The 11,487-nt window shown below is 61.8% G+C and carries 22 protein-coding genes; all 22 read right to left on the bottom strand.

The features are described from left to right. Nucleotides 1-214 precede the first annotated feature (214 nt). Nucleotides 215-688 carry a 50S ribosomal protein L15 gene (gene rplO, locus AC1DYJ_RS13455; protein WP_477426103.1) on the bottom strand — a complete coding sequence of 158 codons (474 nt, stop codon included), beginning with the start codon at nucleotides 686-688 and terminating at the stop codon, nucleotides 215-217. Between the two features lie 22 nt (nucleotides 689-710). Continuing rightward, a complete protein-coding gene (gene rpmD, locus AC1DYJ_RS13450; RefSeq protein ID WP_006205449.1) occupies nucleotides 711-908 on the bottom strand; it encodes a 50S ribosomal protein L30 in 198 nt (65 codons plus the stop codon). A gap of 24 nt (nucleotides 909-932) precedes the next feature. Next, nucleotides 933-1,496, bottom strand: a complete 564-nt coding sequence (gene rpsE, locus AC1DYJ_RS13445; RefSeq protein WP_006333394.1) for a 30S ribosomal protein S5 — start codon at nucleotides 1,494-1,496, stop codon at nucleotides 933-935. A gap of 92 nt (nucleotides 1,497-1,588) precedes the next feature. Further along, nucleotides 1,589-1,948 carry a 50S ribosomal protein L18 gene (gene rplR, locus AC1DYJ_RS13440; protein ID WP_477281469.1) on the bottom strand — a complete coding sequence of 120 codons (360 nt, stop codon included), beginning with the start codon at nucleotides 1,946-1,948 and terminating at the stop codon, nucleotides 1,589-1,591. A 140-nt stretch (nucleotides 1,949-2,088) separates the two neighbouring features. After that, nucleotides 2,089-2,622 (bottom strand): 50S ribosomal protein L6, encoded by a 534-nt coding sequence (rplF, locus tag AC1DYJ_RS13435; RefSeq protein WP_023682603.1) that lies wholly within the window; start codon nucleotides 2,620-2,622, stop codon nucleotides 2,089-2,091. A 96-nt stretch (nucleotides 2,623-2,718) separates the two neighbouring features. Further along, complete coding sequence (gene rpsH, locus AC1DYJ_RS13430) at nucleotides 2,719-3,117, bottom strand: 30S ribosomal protein S8 (protein ID WP_006205453.1); 399 nt, start codon at nucleotides 3,115-3,117, stop codon at nucleotides 2,719-2,721. Nucleotides 3,118-3,129: 12 nt separating this feature from the next. Next, on the bottom strand, nucleotides 3,130-3,435 hold the full coding sequence (rpsN, locus tag AC1DYJ_RS13425) for a 30S ribosomal protein S14 (protein ID WP_010909282.1): 306 nt from the start codon (nucleotides 3,433-3,435) through the stop codon (nucleotides 3,130-3,132). 27 nt (nucleotides 3,436-3,462) lie between these two features. Further along, nucleotides 3,463-4,062 (bottom strand): 50S ribosomal protein L5, encoded by a 600-nt coding sequence (gene rplE / locus AC1DYJ_RS13420; protein ID WP_477281467.1) that lies wholly within the window; start codon nucleotides 4,060-4,062, stop codon nucleotides 3,463-3,465. After that, complete coding sequence (gene rplX / locus AC1DYJ_RS13415; RefSeq protein ID WP_013531428.1) at nucleotides 4,055-4,369, bottom strand: 50S ribosomal protein L24; 315 nt, start codon at nucleotides 4,367-4,369, stop codon at nucleotides 4,055-4,057. Before rplX ends, rplE begins: the two co-directional genes overlap by 8 nt. A gap of 12 nt (nucleotides 4,370-4,381) precedes the next feature. Continuing rightward, entirely contained in the window at nucleotides 4,382-4,750 is a 369-nt protein-coding gene (gene rplN / locus AC1DYJ_RS13410) for a 50S ribosomal protein L14 (RefSeq protein ID WP_006205457.1), read from the bottom strand. 84 nt (nucleotides 4,751-4,834) lie between these two features. Further along, nucleotides 4,835-5,074, bottom strand: coding sequence for a 30S ribosomal protein S17 (gene rpsQ, locus AC1DYJ_RS13405; RefSeq protein WP_296747247.1), 240 nt, complete (start codon nucleotides 5,072-5,074; stop codon nucleotides 4,835-4,837). A gap of 11 nt (nucleotides 5,075-5,085) precedes the next feature. After that, nucleotides 5,086-5,286: a 50S ribosomal protein L29 gene (gene rpmC / locus AC1DYJ_RS13400; RefSeq protein ID WP_006205459.1), complete on the bottom strand. Its 201-nt coding sequence runs from the start codon at nucleotides 5,284-5,286 to the stop codon at nucleotides 5,086-5,088. Between the two features lie 13 nt (nucleotides 5,287-5,299). Beyond that, nucleotides 5,300-5,713 (bottom strand): 50S ribosomal protein L16, encoded by a 414-nt coding sequence (gene rplP / locus AC1DYJ_RS13395; protein ID WP_006205460.1) that lies wholly within the window; start codon nucleotides 5,711-5,713, stop codon nucleotides 5,300-5,302. Between the two features lie 26 nt (nucleotides 5,714-5,739). Further along, nucleotides 5,740-6,465: a 30S ribosomal protein S3 gene (gene rpsC / locus AC1DYJ_RS13390; protein ID WP_013895697.1), complete on the bottom strand. Its 726-nt coding sequence runs from the start codon at nucleotides 6,463-6,465 to the stop codon at nucleotides 5,740-5,742. After that, nucleotides 6,465-6,854 (bottom strand): 50S ribosomal protein L22, encoded by a 390-nt coding sequence (rplV, locus tag AC1DYJ_RS13385; protein WP_006205462.1) that lies wholly within the window; start codon nucleotides 6,852-6,854, stop codon nucleotides 6,465-6,467. Before rplV ends, rpsC begins: the two co-directional genes overlap by 1 nt. Before the next feature lie 2 nt (nucleotides 6,855-6,856). Continuing rightward, nucleotides 6,857-7,135: a 30S ribosomal protein S19 gene (gene rpsS / locus AC1DYJ_RS13380; RefSeq protein ID WP_006205463.1), complete on the bottom strand. Its 279-nt coding sequence runs from the start codon at nucleotides 7,133-7,135 to the stop codon at nucleotides 6,857-6,859. A gap of 16 nt (nucleotides 7,136-7,151) precedes the next feature. Continuing rightward, a complete protein-coding gene (gene rplB / locus AC1DYJ_RS13375) occupies nucleotides 7,152-7,985 on the bottom strand; it encodes a 50S ribosomal protein L2 (protein ID WP_112618131.1) in 834 nt (277 codons plus the stop codon). Nucleotides 7,986-8,007: 22 nt separating this feature from the next. After that, nucleotides 8,008-8,301 (bottom strand): 50S ribosomal protein L23, encoded by a 294-nt coding sequence (locus tag AC1DYJ_RS13370; RefSeq protein WP_023672751.1) that lies wholly within the window; start codon nucleotides 8,299-8,301, stop codon nucleotides 8,008-8,010. Then, nucleotides 8,298-8,918, bottom strand: a complete 621-nt coding sequence (gene rplD, locus AC1DYJ_RS13365) for a 50S ribosomal protein L4 (protein ID WP_023672750.1) — start codon at nucleotides 8,916-8,918, stop codon at nucleotides 8,298-8,300. The genes AC1DYJ_RS13370 and rplD overlap by 4 nt, the downstream gene beginning before the upstream one ends. Continuing rightward, nucleotides 8,918-9,631 carry a 50S ribosomal protein L3 gene (gene rplC / locus AC1DYJ_RS13360; protein ID WP_112395064.1) on the bottom strand — a complete coding sequence of 238 codons (714 nt, stop codon included), beginning with the start codon at nucleotides 9,629-9,631 and terminating at the stop codon, nucleotides 8,918-8,920. The genes rplD and rplC overlap by 1 nt, the downstream gene beginning before the upstream one ends. A 61-nt stretch (nucleotides 9,632-9,692) precedes the next feature. Then, entirely contained in the window at nucleotides 9,693-10,001 is a 309-nt protein-coding gene (gene rpsJ, locus AC1DYJ_RS13355; RefSeq protein ID WP_010909272.1) for a 30S ribosomal protein S10, read from the bottom strand. Between the two features lie 67 nt (nucleotides 10,002-10,068). Continuing rightward, nucleotides 10,069-11,244: an elongation factor Tu gene (tuf, locus tag AC1DYJ_RS13350; protein ID WP_013895701.1), complete on the bottom strand. Its 1,176-nt coding sequence runs from the start codon at nucleotides 11,242-11,244 to the stop codon at nucleotides 10,069-10,071. Nucleotides 11,245-11,487: the final 243 nt, after the last annotated feature.

Here is an 11,487-nt window from a genome sequence, read left to right as displayed (position 1 = left end):
GGTTTTCGGACAACATCATGCGCTACTTCTTGATTTCTATGTCACGCTCGATGACCGCAGCTCAGGCGGCGCGTTCCACCGAAGCTCACGAGATAAGCTCCGGGCTCCCAACATGCAAGCGGCCGCGTTGACGCGGCCGCTCAATTGATCAGATCAAAGCGCGATCGTGAGCAAAAACGAATACCGTTCCTGCCGATCGCCCTTCAAATTGCCGTTACTCGGCAGCGGCCGCTTCCGGCAACTTGACCGAACCGCCGGCCTTTTCGATCTTCTCGATCGCAGCCTTGGAGGCGCCGGCGACGTCGAAGGCAAGCTTTGCCTTGAGCTCGCCATCCGAGAGGATGCGCACGCCGTCCTTGACGCGGCGGATGACGCCGGCGGCAACCAGTGCCTCGGCCGTCACGATCGCCTTGGCGTCGAGCTTCTTGGCATCGAGAGCCGTCTGGATACGGGCCAGCGACACGACGACAAAGCTCTTGGCGAAGATGTTGTTGAAGCCACGCTTCGGCAGGCGCCGGTAGAGCGGCATCTGGCCACCCTCGAAGCCATTGATGGCGACGCCGGAACGCGCCTTCTGGCCCTTGACGCCACGACCGCCGGTCTTGCCCGAGCCGGAGCCGATGCCACGGCCGAGACGCTTCTTGGAGTGCGTCGCGCCGTCCTTGTCACGCAGATCGTTGAGTTTCATCTGGGTTCTCCTGCGCTTTTGCTCAGCCCTCGTCCACGACGCGGACGAGATGCTGGACGGCAGCGATCATGCCGCGCACCGAGGGAGTATCCTCCAACGTGCGCTGCTTGTGCATCTTGTTGAGGCCGAGGCCGACCAGCGTTGCGCGCTGTTCCTTCGGGCGGCGGATCGGCGAACCGATCTGCTCAACGGTGATGGTCTTGGTTGCTTTCTTGGCCATGGTCAAAATCCCTGGTCAGATCGACTATTCTTCAGCCGCAACGGCGGTGCCGCGGCGGGCCTGAAGGGTCGAATACTTGATGCCGCGCGCAGCAGCCACATCCTTGGGATGCATCTGGCTCTTCAGCGCGTCGAACGTGGCGCGAACCATGTTGTAGGGGTTCGACGAACCCATCGACTTGGCGACCACGTCATGCATGCCGAGCGTCTCGAAGACAGCGCGCATCGGGCCGCCGGCGATGATGCCGGTACCCTGCTTGGCAGCGCGCAGCAGCACGCGGCCAGCGCCCCAACGTCCCTCGACGTCGTGGTGCAGCGTGCGGCCCGAGCGCAGCGGCACGAAGATCATGTCGCGCTTTGCCGATTCGGTTGCCTTGCGGATGGCTTCCGGCACTTCGCGCGCCTTGCCGTGACCGAAGCCAACGCGGCCCTTCTGGTCGCCGACGACGACGAGTGCTGCAAAACCGAAGCGACGGCCGCCCTTGACGACCTTGGCGACGCGGTTGATGTGGACGAGCTTGTCCACCATGCCGTCATCGCGCTCTTCACGATCGCGGCCGCGGCCGCCATCCCTACGTTCCTGTGCCATATCCTGTTCCTTGTTTTTTTCCGGAAGCACGGTTGCTGATAAGATCCGGCGCCTCGCCCCGAATAATCGGGAAACGGTCGCCGGGGGCGAAATTAGAAGCTCAAGCCACCTTCACGGGCAGCCTCGGCCAGCGCCTTGACGCGGCCGTGATAGATGTAGGCGCCGCGGTCGAAGACGACTTCCTTGACGCCGGCCTTGGTGGCCCGCTCGGCGATCAGCTTGCCGATCGCGGCAGCAGCCGCGGTGTCGGCGCCGGTCTTGAGCGAACCCTTGAGGTCCTTCTCGAGCGTCGAAGCGGCGACGATGGTGTGGCCTTTGGCGTCGTCGATGACCTGCACGTAGATGTTCTTCGACGTGCGGTGGACCGACAGACGTGGACGCTCGCCGGCGACCCTCTTGATCTGGCGACGAACGCGCTGCGCGCGGCGCTGGATGGATTCTTTGTTAGCCATGGTGGTCTTCCTTGCCTTCAAAAACGGGGGCCGCCATATGCGGTAGGCGAAAGCGCCTCCCGCGACCGCTCCCCGCGGCGTTACACTTCGTTGGTCTGGCCCCTTCCGAAAAGTCTGCAACTTTTCAGGGCCAGGCCCACTTACTTCTTCTTGCCTTCCTTGCGGACGATCTTCTCGCCGGCATAGCGGACACCCTTGCCCTTGTAAGGCTCGGGACCGCGATACTCGCGGATCTCGGCGGCAACCTGGCCGACCTGCTGCTTGTCGATGCCGGTCACGGTGATTTCCGTCGGCTTCGGCACAGTGATCGTGATGCCAGCCGGCGTCTCGTAAACGACGTCATGGCTGAAGCCAAGAGCCAACTGCAGGTTCTTGCCCTGAAGGGCGGCGCGATAACCAACGCCGGTGATCTCGAGCTTCTTCTCAAAACCGTCCTTGACGCCCTGCAGGATGTTGACGATCTGCGTGCGCGACATGCCCCACTTGGAGCGGGCGGTCTTGGTCTGATCGCGCGGCTGGACAGCGATCTCGCTGCCTTCCATCTTGACCAGCACTTCGTCGTTCACCACGAACTTCAGCTCGCCCTTGGGGCCCTTCGCCGTCACGGTCTGGCCGTTGACGGTCGCGGTCACGCCCTGCGGCAGCGAAACGGGTTTCTTACCAATACGAGACATTTGTTTGTCCTCGTCACTTCTCTTGTTTCAGGTCTCTGTTTCGAGCGTGATCTTGCCCGAAAACCGGATTCCACTTTTCGGGATCACGCTGCCGAATTAGAAAATCTGGCAGAGGATTTCGCCGCCGACATTCTGTTCGCGTGCTTCGTGATCGGCCATCACGCCCTTCGGCGTCGAAAGGATGGCGATGCCGAGGCCGTTAGCGACGTGCGGGATCGACTTGGCCGAGACGTAAACGCGGCGGCCAGGCTTCGAGACTCGGGCGATTTCGCGCACGACCGGAGCACCGTCGAAATACTTCAGCTCGATTTCGATCTCGGACTTGCCGTTGTCGAAGTCGGTCTGGCTGTAGTCGCGGATATAGCCTTCAGCCTTCAGCACGTCGAGGACGCGGGTACGCAGGCGCGAGGCCGGCGTCGAAACGCTCGACTTCTTGCGGCCATACGCGTTGCGGATGCGGGTCAGCATATCGCCGAGAGGATCGCTCAATGACATGTTATGTCCTCCTTACCAGCTCGACTTGACCAGGCCCGGGATCTGGCCGTTATTGCCGAGATCACGAAGCGCGATGCGCGATACTTTGAGCTTGCGATAGTACGCGCGCGGGCGCCCCGTCACTTCGCAGCGGTTGCGGATGCGGATCTTGGCCGAGTTGCGCGGCAGGGCAGCCAGCTTCAGCTGAGCGCGGAAGCGCTCCTCCATCGGCTTGGACTGGTCCATGATGATCGCCTTCAGCGCAGCGCGCTTGGGACCGTACTGGTCTGCAAGCTTGCGGCGCCTGTTGTTCTTCTCGACTGAGCTGGTCTTTGCCATTTCAGATTTTTCCTTTTCTCGCTGCCGTTACTGGCGGAAGGGGAAGTTGAAGGCCTTGAGCAATGCCCTGGCTTCGTCGTCCGTCTTCGCAGTCGTACAAACGATGACGTCCATGCCCCAGATCTGATCAACCTTGTCGTAGTTGATCTCCGGGAACACGATGTGTTCCTTGATGCCCATGGCGTAGTTGCCACGGCCATCGAAGCTCTTCGGATTCAGTCCGCGAAAGTCGCGGACGCGCGGCAGTGCGATGTTCACGAGGCGGTCGAGGAACTCGTACATGCGTTCCTTGCGCAGCGTGACCTTGGCGCCGATCGGCATCTTCTCGCGGACCTTGAAGCCGGCGATGGAGTTGCGAGCGCGGGTGACGACGGCCTTCTGGCCGGCGATCATCGCCAGGTCTTCGGCCGCGATCGAAGGCTTCTTCGAATCCGCGGTCGCTTCGCCGACGCCCATGTTCAGCACGATCTTGTCGATGCGCGGAACCTGCATCTCGTTGTCGTAGCCGAACTGCTCCTGCAACGCCTTGCGGATGGTCTCGTTGTAGACCTGCTTGAGGCGCGGCGTGTTATTGGCCTTGGACTGTTTGCTTTCAGCCTTGGGCTTCGTGGTTTGAGCCTTAGCCATTGATGACTTCTCCCGAGCGCTTGGCGACGCGCACCTTCTTGCCGTCCTTCTGGAAGATGAAACCGACGCGGGTCGGCTTGCCATCCTTGGGGTCGGCCAGCGCGATGTTCGACAGCTGGATCGGCGCTTCCTTGGTGATGATCCCGCCCTCTTGGGACTGGGACTGCTTCTGGTGACGGCGGATCATGTTGACGCCGCGCACCAGCGCGGTGTCTTCCTTCGGCTGAACCGAGAGGACTTCGCCCGAACGGCCCTTGTCCTTGCCGGCCAGCACGACGACCTTGTCGCCTTTTCTAATCTTTTGCATTGGTCCGGCTCCTTACAGCACTTCAGGCGCGAGCGAGATGATCTTCATGTGGTTCTTGGCGCGGAGTTCGCGCGGAACCGGTCCGAAGATACGCGTGCCGATCGGCTCTTTCTTGTTGTCGACGAGAACGGCCGCGTTCTTGTCGAAACGGATCACGCTGCCGTCCGGGCGGCGGATGTCCTTGGCCGTGCGAACCACGACCGCCTTCATCACATCGCCCTTCTTAACGCGGCCGCGCGGAATGGCTTCCTTGATGGACACCACGATGATGTCGCCCACGGAAGCGTATTTCCGCTTCGAGCCGCCCAGCACCTTGATGCACATGACACGACGCGCGCCGGAATTATCCGCGACGTCGAGGTTTGTTTGCATCTGAATCATGACTGGCCGCCTTCTTCTTTTCTAACGGGACGGGCTCGAAGCCCCTCCCCGGTCTGTCCAAAATTCGTTGTTTACGCCCAGTGGTCAGGCTTGGTCCGAAGACACGACGATCCAGCGCTTATCCTTGGAAATCGGCTTCGATTCCTGGATGAACACCTCGTCGCCGACCTTGTGGGCGTTGTTCTCGTCGTGCGCCTTGTACTTCTTGGTCATGCGCACGGTCTTCTTCATCACGGGATGCGTGAAGCGCCGTTCGACCTTGACGACTACCGTCTTCTCGTTCTTGTCGCTGACGACAGTGCCCTGCAGAATGCGCTTTGGCATGGTTTTCGTCCTTAAGCCTTCTTGGCCGCGGACTTTTCCGCAGCGATGGTCTTGATACGCGCGATGTCCTTGCGGACCTGTCTCACGCGCGCGGTCTTCTCGAGCTGGCCGGTGGCCTTCTGGAAGCGCAGGTTGAACTGCTCCTTCTTCAGGCTGGCCAGATCGTCGGTCAGCTGGTCCTGGGTCTTGGTCCGGATGTCTTCGGCTTTCATGATCAGCCCGTCCTTATTCTGCGATGCGCTGTACGAAGCGCGTCCTGACCGAGAGCTTGGCCGCGCCGAGACGCAGCGCCTCACGGGCGGTTTCTTCGTTGACGCCGTCGATCTCGAACATGATGCGGCCCGGCTTGACGCGCGCCGCCCAGTAATCGACAGCGCCCTTGCCCTTACCCATGCGCACTTCAGTAGGCTTCGACGTCACCGGCACGTCAGGGAAAATACGGATCCACACGCGGCCGGCACGCTTCATCTCACGAGTGATCGCGCGGCGGGCCGCCTCGATCTCACGCGCGGTGACGCGGTTCGGCTCAAGCGCCTTCAGCCCGAAACCACCGAAATCCAGGTTGGTGCCGCCCTTTGCGGTACCATGGATACGGCCCTTGAACTGCTTGCGGAACTTTGTGCGCTTTGGCTGCAGCATCGTTCTAACTCCAAATTCCTAAATAATCAGGCGTTTTCGCGACGACGACCGCGTTCGCGATCACCACCACCGCCATGCGCAGCATCACCCTCGGTCGCGCGACGCTCCGAAGCCATCGGATCGTGCTCGAGGATTTCGCCCTTGAACACCCAGACCTTGACGCCGCAGATGCCGTAAGCCGTGTTCGCTTCGGCCGTGCCGTAGTCGACATCGGCGCGCAGCGTATGCAGCGGCACGCGGCCTTCGCGGTACCATTCCATGCGCGCGATCTCGGCGCCGCCGAGACGGCCGGCGCAGTTGATGCGGATGCCTTCGGCACCGAGGCGCATCGCCGACTGAACGGCACGCTTCATGGCGCGGCGGAACGCGATACGACGCTCGAGCTGCTGGGCGATCGACTGGGCGACCAGGGTCGCGTCGATTTCCGGCTTGCGCACTTCAACGATGTTGAGGTGCGTCTCGGACTTCGTCATCTCCATCAGCTTCTTGCGAAGCTTCTCGATGTCGGCGCCCTTCTTGCCGATGATCAGACCCGGACGCGCCGCATGAATGGTGACGCGGCACTTCTTGTGCGGACGCTCGATCACGACCTTGGAGATCGCAGCCTGCTTGAGTTCCTTCTCAAGATACTTGCGGATCTTGATGTCCTCATGCAGCAGCTTGCCGTACTCGCCGGTGTTCGCGAACCAGCGCGAATCCCAGGTGCGGTTGATGCCGAGGCGCAGACCGATCGGATTGACTTTCTGGCCCATTATGCGGCCTCCCCTTTTTCTTCGACTTCACGAACGACGATCGTGAGGTGCGAGAACGGCTTTTCGATACGGCTGGCGCGACCGCGGCCACGAGCATGGAAGCGCTTCATGACGATCGACTTGCCGACATAGGCTTCCGCCACGATCAGCGCATCGACATCGAGGTCGTGGTTGTTTTCCGCGTTGGCGATCGCCGATTCCAGCGTCTTCTTGACCGTGCCGGAAATCCGCTTGGCCGAGAATTCGAGGTCGGAAAGCGCTGTCGCGACCTTCTTGCCGCGGATCAGCGCGGCAACCAGGTTCAGCTTCTGCGGGCTGATACGGATCGTGCGCAGAACGGCGCGCGCTTCGTTATCAGCAAGCCTGCGCGGAGCTTTGGCCTTGCCCATGATTATTTCCTCTTCGCCTTCTTATCCGCGCCGTGACCGTAATAGGTCCGGGTCGGAGCGAATTCACCGAACTTGTGACCGACCATGTCCTCGTTCACCGAGACGGGAACATGCTTCTGGCCGTTGTAGACACCGAAGGTGAAGCCGACGAACTGCGGCAGGATGGTGGAGCGACGGCTCCACATCTTGATCACCTCATTGCGACCACCTTCACGAACCTTGTCCACCTTCTTGAGAAGGTAGCCGTCGATGAAGGGGCCTTTCCAAATAGAACGAGTCACTTGGCGTTACCTCTTCTTAGCTCTTGCGCTGATGGCGCGAGCGCAGGATGAACTTGTCGGTCGCCTTGTTGGACCGCGTCTTCTTGCCCTTGGTCGGCTTGCCCCACGGGCTGACCGGATGACGGCCACCGGAGGTGCGGCCTTCACCACCGCCATGCGGATGGTCGACCGGGTTCATGGTCACGCCGCGATTGTGCGGGCGCTTGCCGCGCCAGACCGTGCGGCCGGCCTTGCCGTCGTTGATGTTGCCGTGGTCGGGGTTCGACACGGCGCCGACAGTGGCCATGCAGGAGCCGTGAACGACACGCTGCTCGCCCGAGTTGAGGCGCAGGATCGCCATGCCCTGGTCGCGACCGACCAGCTGGCCGTAGCCACCGGCCGAGCGGGCAACCTGGGCGCCCTTGCCCGGCTTCAGCTCGATGTTGTGGACGATCGTGCCGACCGGCATCGAGGCCAGTGGCATCGCATTGCCCGGCTTAACGTCGACCGCTTCACCGGCCACGATCTTGTCGCCGGCAGCGAGGCGCTGAGGAGCGATGATGTAGGACAGCTCGCCATCGTCGTACTTGATCAGCGCGATGAAAGCGGTGCGGTTCGGATCGTATTCAATGCGCTCGACCGTGCCGACGACGTCGAACTTGCGGCGCTTGAAGTCGATGATGCGGTACGAACGCTTGTGACCGCCGCCGATGAAGCGGGCCGTGATGCGGCCGTGATTGTTGCGGCCGCCCGACTTGGTCAGGCCTTCGGTCAGGCCCTTGACGGGCTTGCCCTTGTAAAGGCCCGAGCGGTCGACGATGACCAGCTGGCGGGTGCTCGGCGTTACCGGGTTGAATTTTTTAAGTGCCATTGTCCTGTCCTCGCGGCCTAGCTCAGAGACCCGTCGCGACGTCGATCGACTGGCCGTCGGCCAGCGTCACGATCGCCTTCTTGACGTCGCTCTGGCGGCCGATCGTGCCGCGGAAGCGCTTGATCTTGCCCTTGCGGACAAGCGTGTTCACGGCCGTAACCTTGACGCCAAACAGCGCTTCGACAGCGGCCTTGATTTCCGGCTTCGACGCCTTCTTGGCGACGTTGAAAACAACCTGGTTGTTCTCGGAAGCCATGGTCGACTTTTCGGTGATCGCCGGCGAGACGATCACGTCGTAATGACGAAGGTCGGTCATTTAAAGCGCTCCTCGAGAGCCTCGACGGCGGCCTTCGAAAGGACCAGCGTGCCGCGGCGAAGAATGTCGTAGACGTTGATGCCCTGGATGGGCAGCACGTCGATGTTCGGGATGTTGGTCGCCGCCAGCTTGAAGTTCTGGTCAAGCTCGGCTCCGCCGATCACCAAAGCATTGGTCAGGCCCAGCGTCGCGAAATTCGCGATCAGCGCCTTCGTCTTGGCCTCGGTCAGCTTCAGCTCGTCGATGATGATGATCGACGCGCTCTTGGCCTTGGCCGAGAGAGCATGACGCAAGCCGAGAGCGCGCACCTTCTTCGGCAGATCGTGCTCGTGGCTGCGAACGACCGGGCCGTGGGCCTTGCCGCCGCCGCGGAACTGCGGAGCGCGTGCCGAATGGTGACGGGCGCGGCCCGTACCCTTCTGCTTGTACATCTTGGCGCCGGTGCGCGCGATTTCGGCGCGGCCCTTGGCCTTGTGCGTGCCCTGCTGGCGCTTGGCCAGCTGCCAGCGCACGACGCGCTGCAGGATGTCCTCGCGCGGATCAAGGCCGAAAATCTCCTCGGAGAGTTTCACCTTGCCGGCGTCCTTGCCGCCAAGCGTTGTGATCTTGAGATCCATTATTCTGCTCCCTCTGCGGCCGGAGCCTCGTTCTTCGCAACGGCGCGGATCGCGGCGGGCTTCGGCGCATTGGCCGGCAGTGCCACCTTGGCCGCGTCGCGGACCAGGATCCAGGCGCCCTTCGATCCGGGAACCGCACCGCGGATCAGGATCAGGCCGCGATCGGCGTCGGTCGAAACGATCTCGACATTCTGTGTGGTGACGCGGGTGTCGCCCATGTGGCCAGCCATATGCTTGCCCTTGAACACTTTGCCCGGGTCCTGACGCTGGCCGGTCGAACCGTGCGTACGGTGCGAAACCGAGTTACCGTGCGTCGCGCGGCCACCACCCATGTGGTGGCGCTTGATGACGCCCTGGAAACCCTTGCCGATCGTCGTGCCCGTCACATCGACCTTCTGGCCGGCGACGAAGTGCTCGACGGTGATCTCGGCGCCGACATCGATCATGTTGTCGGCGGAGACGCGGAACTCGGCGACCTTCGCCTTCGGCTCGACGGAAGCGGTCGCGAAATGGCCGCGCATCGCCTTCGACGTGTTCTTCACCTTGGCAAGGCCAACGCCGAGCTGAACGGCGGTGTAGCCATTCTTCTCCTGCGTGCGCTGAGCCACGACCTGGCAGTTCTCCATCTGGAGAACGGTGACGGGAACATGTTCCCCGGCATCATTATAGATGCGGGTCATTCCCACCTTCTTTGCAATCACACCTGAACGCATCGGTTCAATTCCTTTAGAGTTCCGGGCCAGGGGCACCGCCCCTTACCGCGCTCTCATTCCCTTAGAGCTTGATCTCGACGTCGACGCCGGCGGCCAGATCGAGCTTCATCAAAGCATCGACGGTCTGCGGGGTCGGATCGACGATGTCGAGCAGACGCTTGTGCGTGCGCATCTCGAACTGCTCGCGGCTCTTCTTGTCGACGTGAGGCGACCGGTTGACCGTGAACTTTTCGATCCGCGTCGGCAGCGGAATGGGGCCGCGAACGTTTGCTCCGGTGCGCTTGGCCGTCGACACGATTTCTTTCGTCGAGGCGTCGAGCACGCGGTGATCAAACGCCTTCAGGCGGATGCGGATATTCTGTCCGTTCATGCGTCACTTCCTTGTTCTGGCGCGGCGCGGGCAACTCCGCGCCCGCGACAGATCGGTTTAAGTCTAATTATTCTTTGATGGTGACGACGATGCCGGCACCGACGGTGCGGCCGCCTTCACGGATGGCGAAGCGCAGCTTCTCTTCCATGGCGATCGGCACGATCAGCTCGACATCGACCGTGATGTTGTCGCCGGGCATCACCATCTCGGTSCCTTCCGGCAGCGACACGATGCCGGTCACGTCGGTCGTGCGGAAGTAGAACTGCGGACGGTAGTTGGTGAAGAACGGCGTGTGACGGCCACCTTCGTCCTTGGTCAGGATGTAGGCTTCGGCCACGAACTTCTTGTGCGGCTTCACCGTACCSGGCTTGGCCAGAACCTGGCCGCGCTCGACACCTTCACGATCAACGCCGCGCAGCAGCGCGCCGATGTTGTCGCCAGCCTGGCCCTGATCGAGCARCTTGCGGAACATTTCAACGCCCGTGCAGGTCGTCTTGGTCGTCGGACGGATGCCGATGATYTCCAGTTCCTCGCCGACCTTGACCACGCCACGCTCGACGCGGCCGGTCACGACMGTGCCACGACCCGAGATCGAGAACACGTCTTCGATCGGCATCAGGAACGGCTTGTCCAGCGGACGAACCGGCGTCGGGATGTAGGCRTCGACCTGAGCCATCAGCTCGCGGATCGCGTCTTCACCGATGGTCTTGTTCGAATCTTCAAGCGCAGCAAGCGCCGAGCCCTTGACGATCGGAATGTCGTCGCCGGGGAACTCGTTCTTCGACAGAAGCTCGCGAACCTCGAGCTCGACCAGTTCGAGCAGTTCGGCGTCGTCGACCTGGTCGACCTTGTTGAGGAACACCACGATCGACGGCACGCCGACCTGACGGGCAAGCAGGATGTGCTCGCGGGTCTGCGGCATCGGGCCGTCGGCGGCCGACACGACCAGGATCGCGCCGTCCATCTGCGCGGCACCGGTGATCATGTTCTTCACATAGTCGGCGTGGCCGGGGCAATCGACGTGGGCGTAGTGGCGGTTGGCCGTCTCGTATTCGACGTGCGCGGTCGAAATGGTGATGCCGCGGGCCTTCTCTTCCGGCGCCGCATCGATCTGGTCATAGCGCTTGTATTCGCCAAAATACTTCGTGATCGCCGCCGTCAGCGACGTCTTGCCATGGTCGACGTGACCAATCGTGCCGATGTTCACATGAGGCTTAGTGCGCTCGAATTTACCTTTTGCCATAGTCTCTTTCCTTGGACGGCCTTGACCTTCAGTTCAGTCGAATGCGGGGCGATTAGCGACTACGGCCGAAAAACACAAGTGCCTTGTGGCCGGGTGCGCTGTCCACTCGGTCCGAACCGATGATCCGATTGCGGGGATATGGCGCTGATATAGGAACGCCCTACGGGAAATGAAATGGGGCAGCCGGCTTCGATATGCGCTCACAAACACCGCGCACTCTCTGGCCCTTGCCTGCCGGTTCGG

The sequence above is a fragment of the Mesorhizobium sp. P2_B11 genome (genome assembly GCF_056404855.1).
The sequence above is the reverse complement of the archived record's forward strand: the minus strand, read 5'-3'. Positions and strand labels throughout refer to the sequence as shown.

Coding starts and splice junctions, on each gene's coding strand:
- rplO (WP_477426103.1), bottom strand. CDS start 688: ATGAAACTCAACGATCTGCGTGACAAGGACGGCGCGACGCACTCCAAG.
- rpmD (WP_006205449.1), bottom strand. CDS start 908: ATGGCCAAGAAAGCAACCAAGACCATCACCGTTGAGCAGATCGGTTCG.
- rpsE (WP_006333394.1), bottom strand. CDS start 1,496: ATGGCACAGGAACGTAGGGATGGCGGCCGCGGCCGCGATCGTGAAGAG.
- rplR (WP_477281469.1), bottom strand. CDS start 1,948: ATGGCTAACAAAGAATCCATCCAGCGCCGCGCGCAGCGCGTTCGTCGC.
- rplF (WP_023682603.1), bottom strand. CDS start 2,622: ATGTCTCGTATTGGTAAGAAACCCGTTTCGCTGCCGCAGGGCGTGACC.
- rpsH (WP_006205453.1), bottom strand. CDS start 3,117: ATGTCATTGAGCGATCCTCTCGGCGATATGCTGACCCGCATCCGCAAC.
- rpsN (WP_010909282.1), bottom strand. CDS start 3,435: ATGGCAAAGACCAGCTCAGTCGAGAAGAACAACAGGCGCCGCAAGCTT.
- rplE (WP_477281467.1), bottom strand. CDS start 4,062: ATGGCTAAGGCTCAAACCACGAAGCCCAAGGCTGAAAGCAAACAGTCC.
- rplX (WP_013531428.1), bottom strand. CDS start 4,369: ATGCAAAAGATTAGAAAAGGCGACAAGGTCGTCGTGCTGGCCGGCAAG.
- rplN (WP_006205457.1), bottom strand. CDS start 4,750: ATGATTCAGATGCAAACAAACCTCGACGTCGCGGATAATTCCGGCGCG.
- rpsQ (WP_296747247.1), bottom strand. CDS start 5,074: ATGCCAAAGCGCATTCTGCAGGGCACTGTCGTCAGCGACAAGAACGAG.
- rpmC (WP_006205459.1), bottom strand. CDS start 5,286: ATGAAAGCCGAAGACATCCGGACCAAGACCCAGGACCAGCTGACCGAC.
- rplP (WP_006205460.1), bottom strand. CDS start 5,713: ATGCTGCAGCCAAAGCGCACAAAGTTCCGCAAGCAGTTCAAGGGCCGT.
- rpsC (WP_013895697.1), bottom strand. CDS start 6,465: ATGGGCCAGAAAGTCAATCCGATCGGTCTGCGCCTCGGCATCAACCGC.
- rplV (WP_006205462.1), bottom strand. CDS start 6,854: ATGGGCAAGGCCAAAGCTCCGCGCAGGCTTGCTGATAACGAAGCGCGC.
- rplB (WP_112618131.1), bottom strand. CDS start 7,985: ATGGCACTTAAAAAATTCAACCCGGTAACGCCGAGCACCCGCCAGCTG.
- AC1DYJ_RS13370 (WP_023672751.1), bottom strand. CDS start 8,301: ATGACCGACCTTCGTCATTACGACGTGATCGTCTCGCCGGCGATCACC.
- rplD (WP_023672750.1), bottom strand. CDS start 8,918: ATGGATCTCAAGATCACAACGCTTGGCGGCAAGGACGCCGGCAAGGTG.
- rplC (WP_112395064.1), bottom strand. CDS start 9,631: ATGCGTTCAGGTGTGATTGCAAAGAAGGTGGGAATGACCCGCATCTAT.
- rpsJ (WP_010909272.1), bottom strand. CDS start 10,001: ATGAACGGACAGAATATCCGCATCCGCCTGAAGGCGTTTGATCACCGC.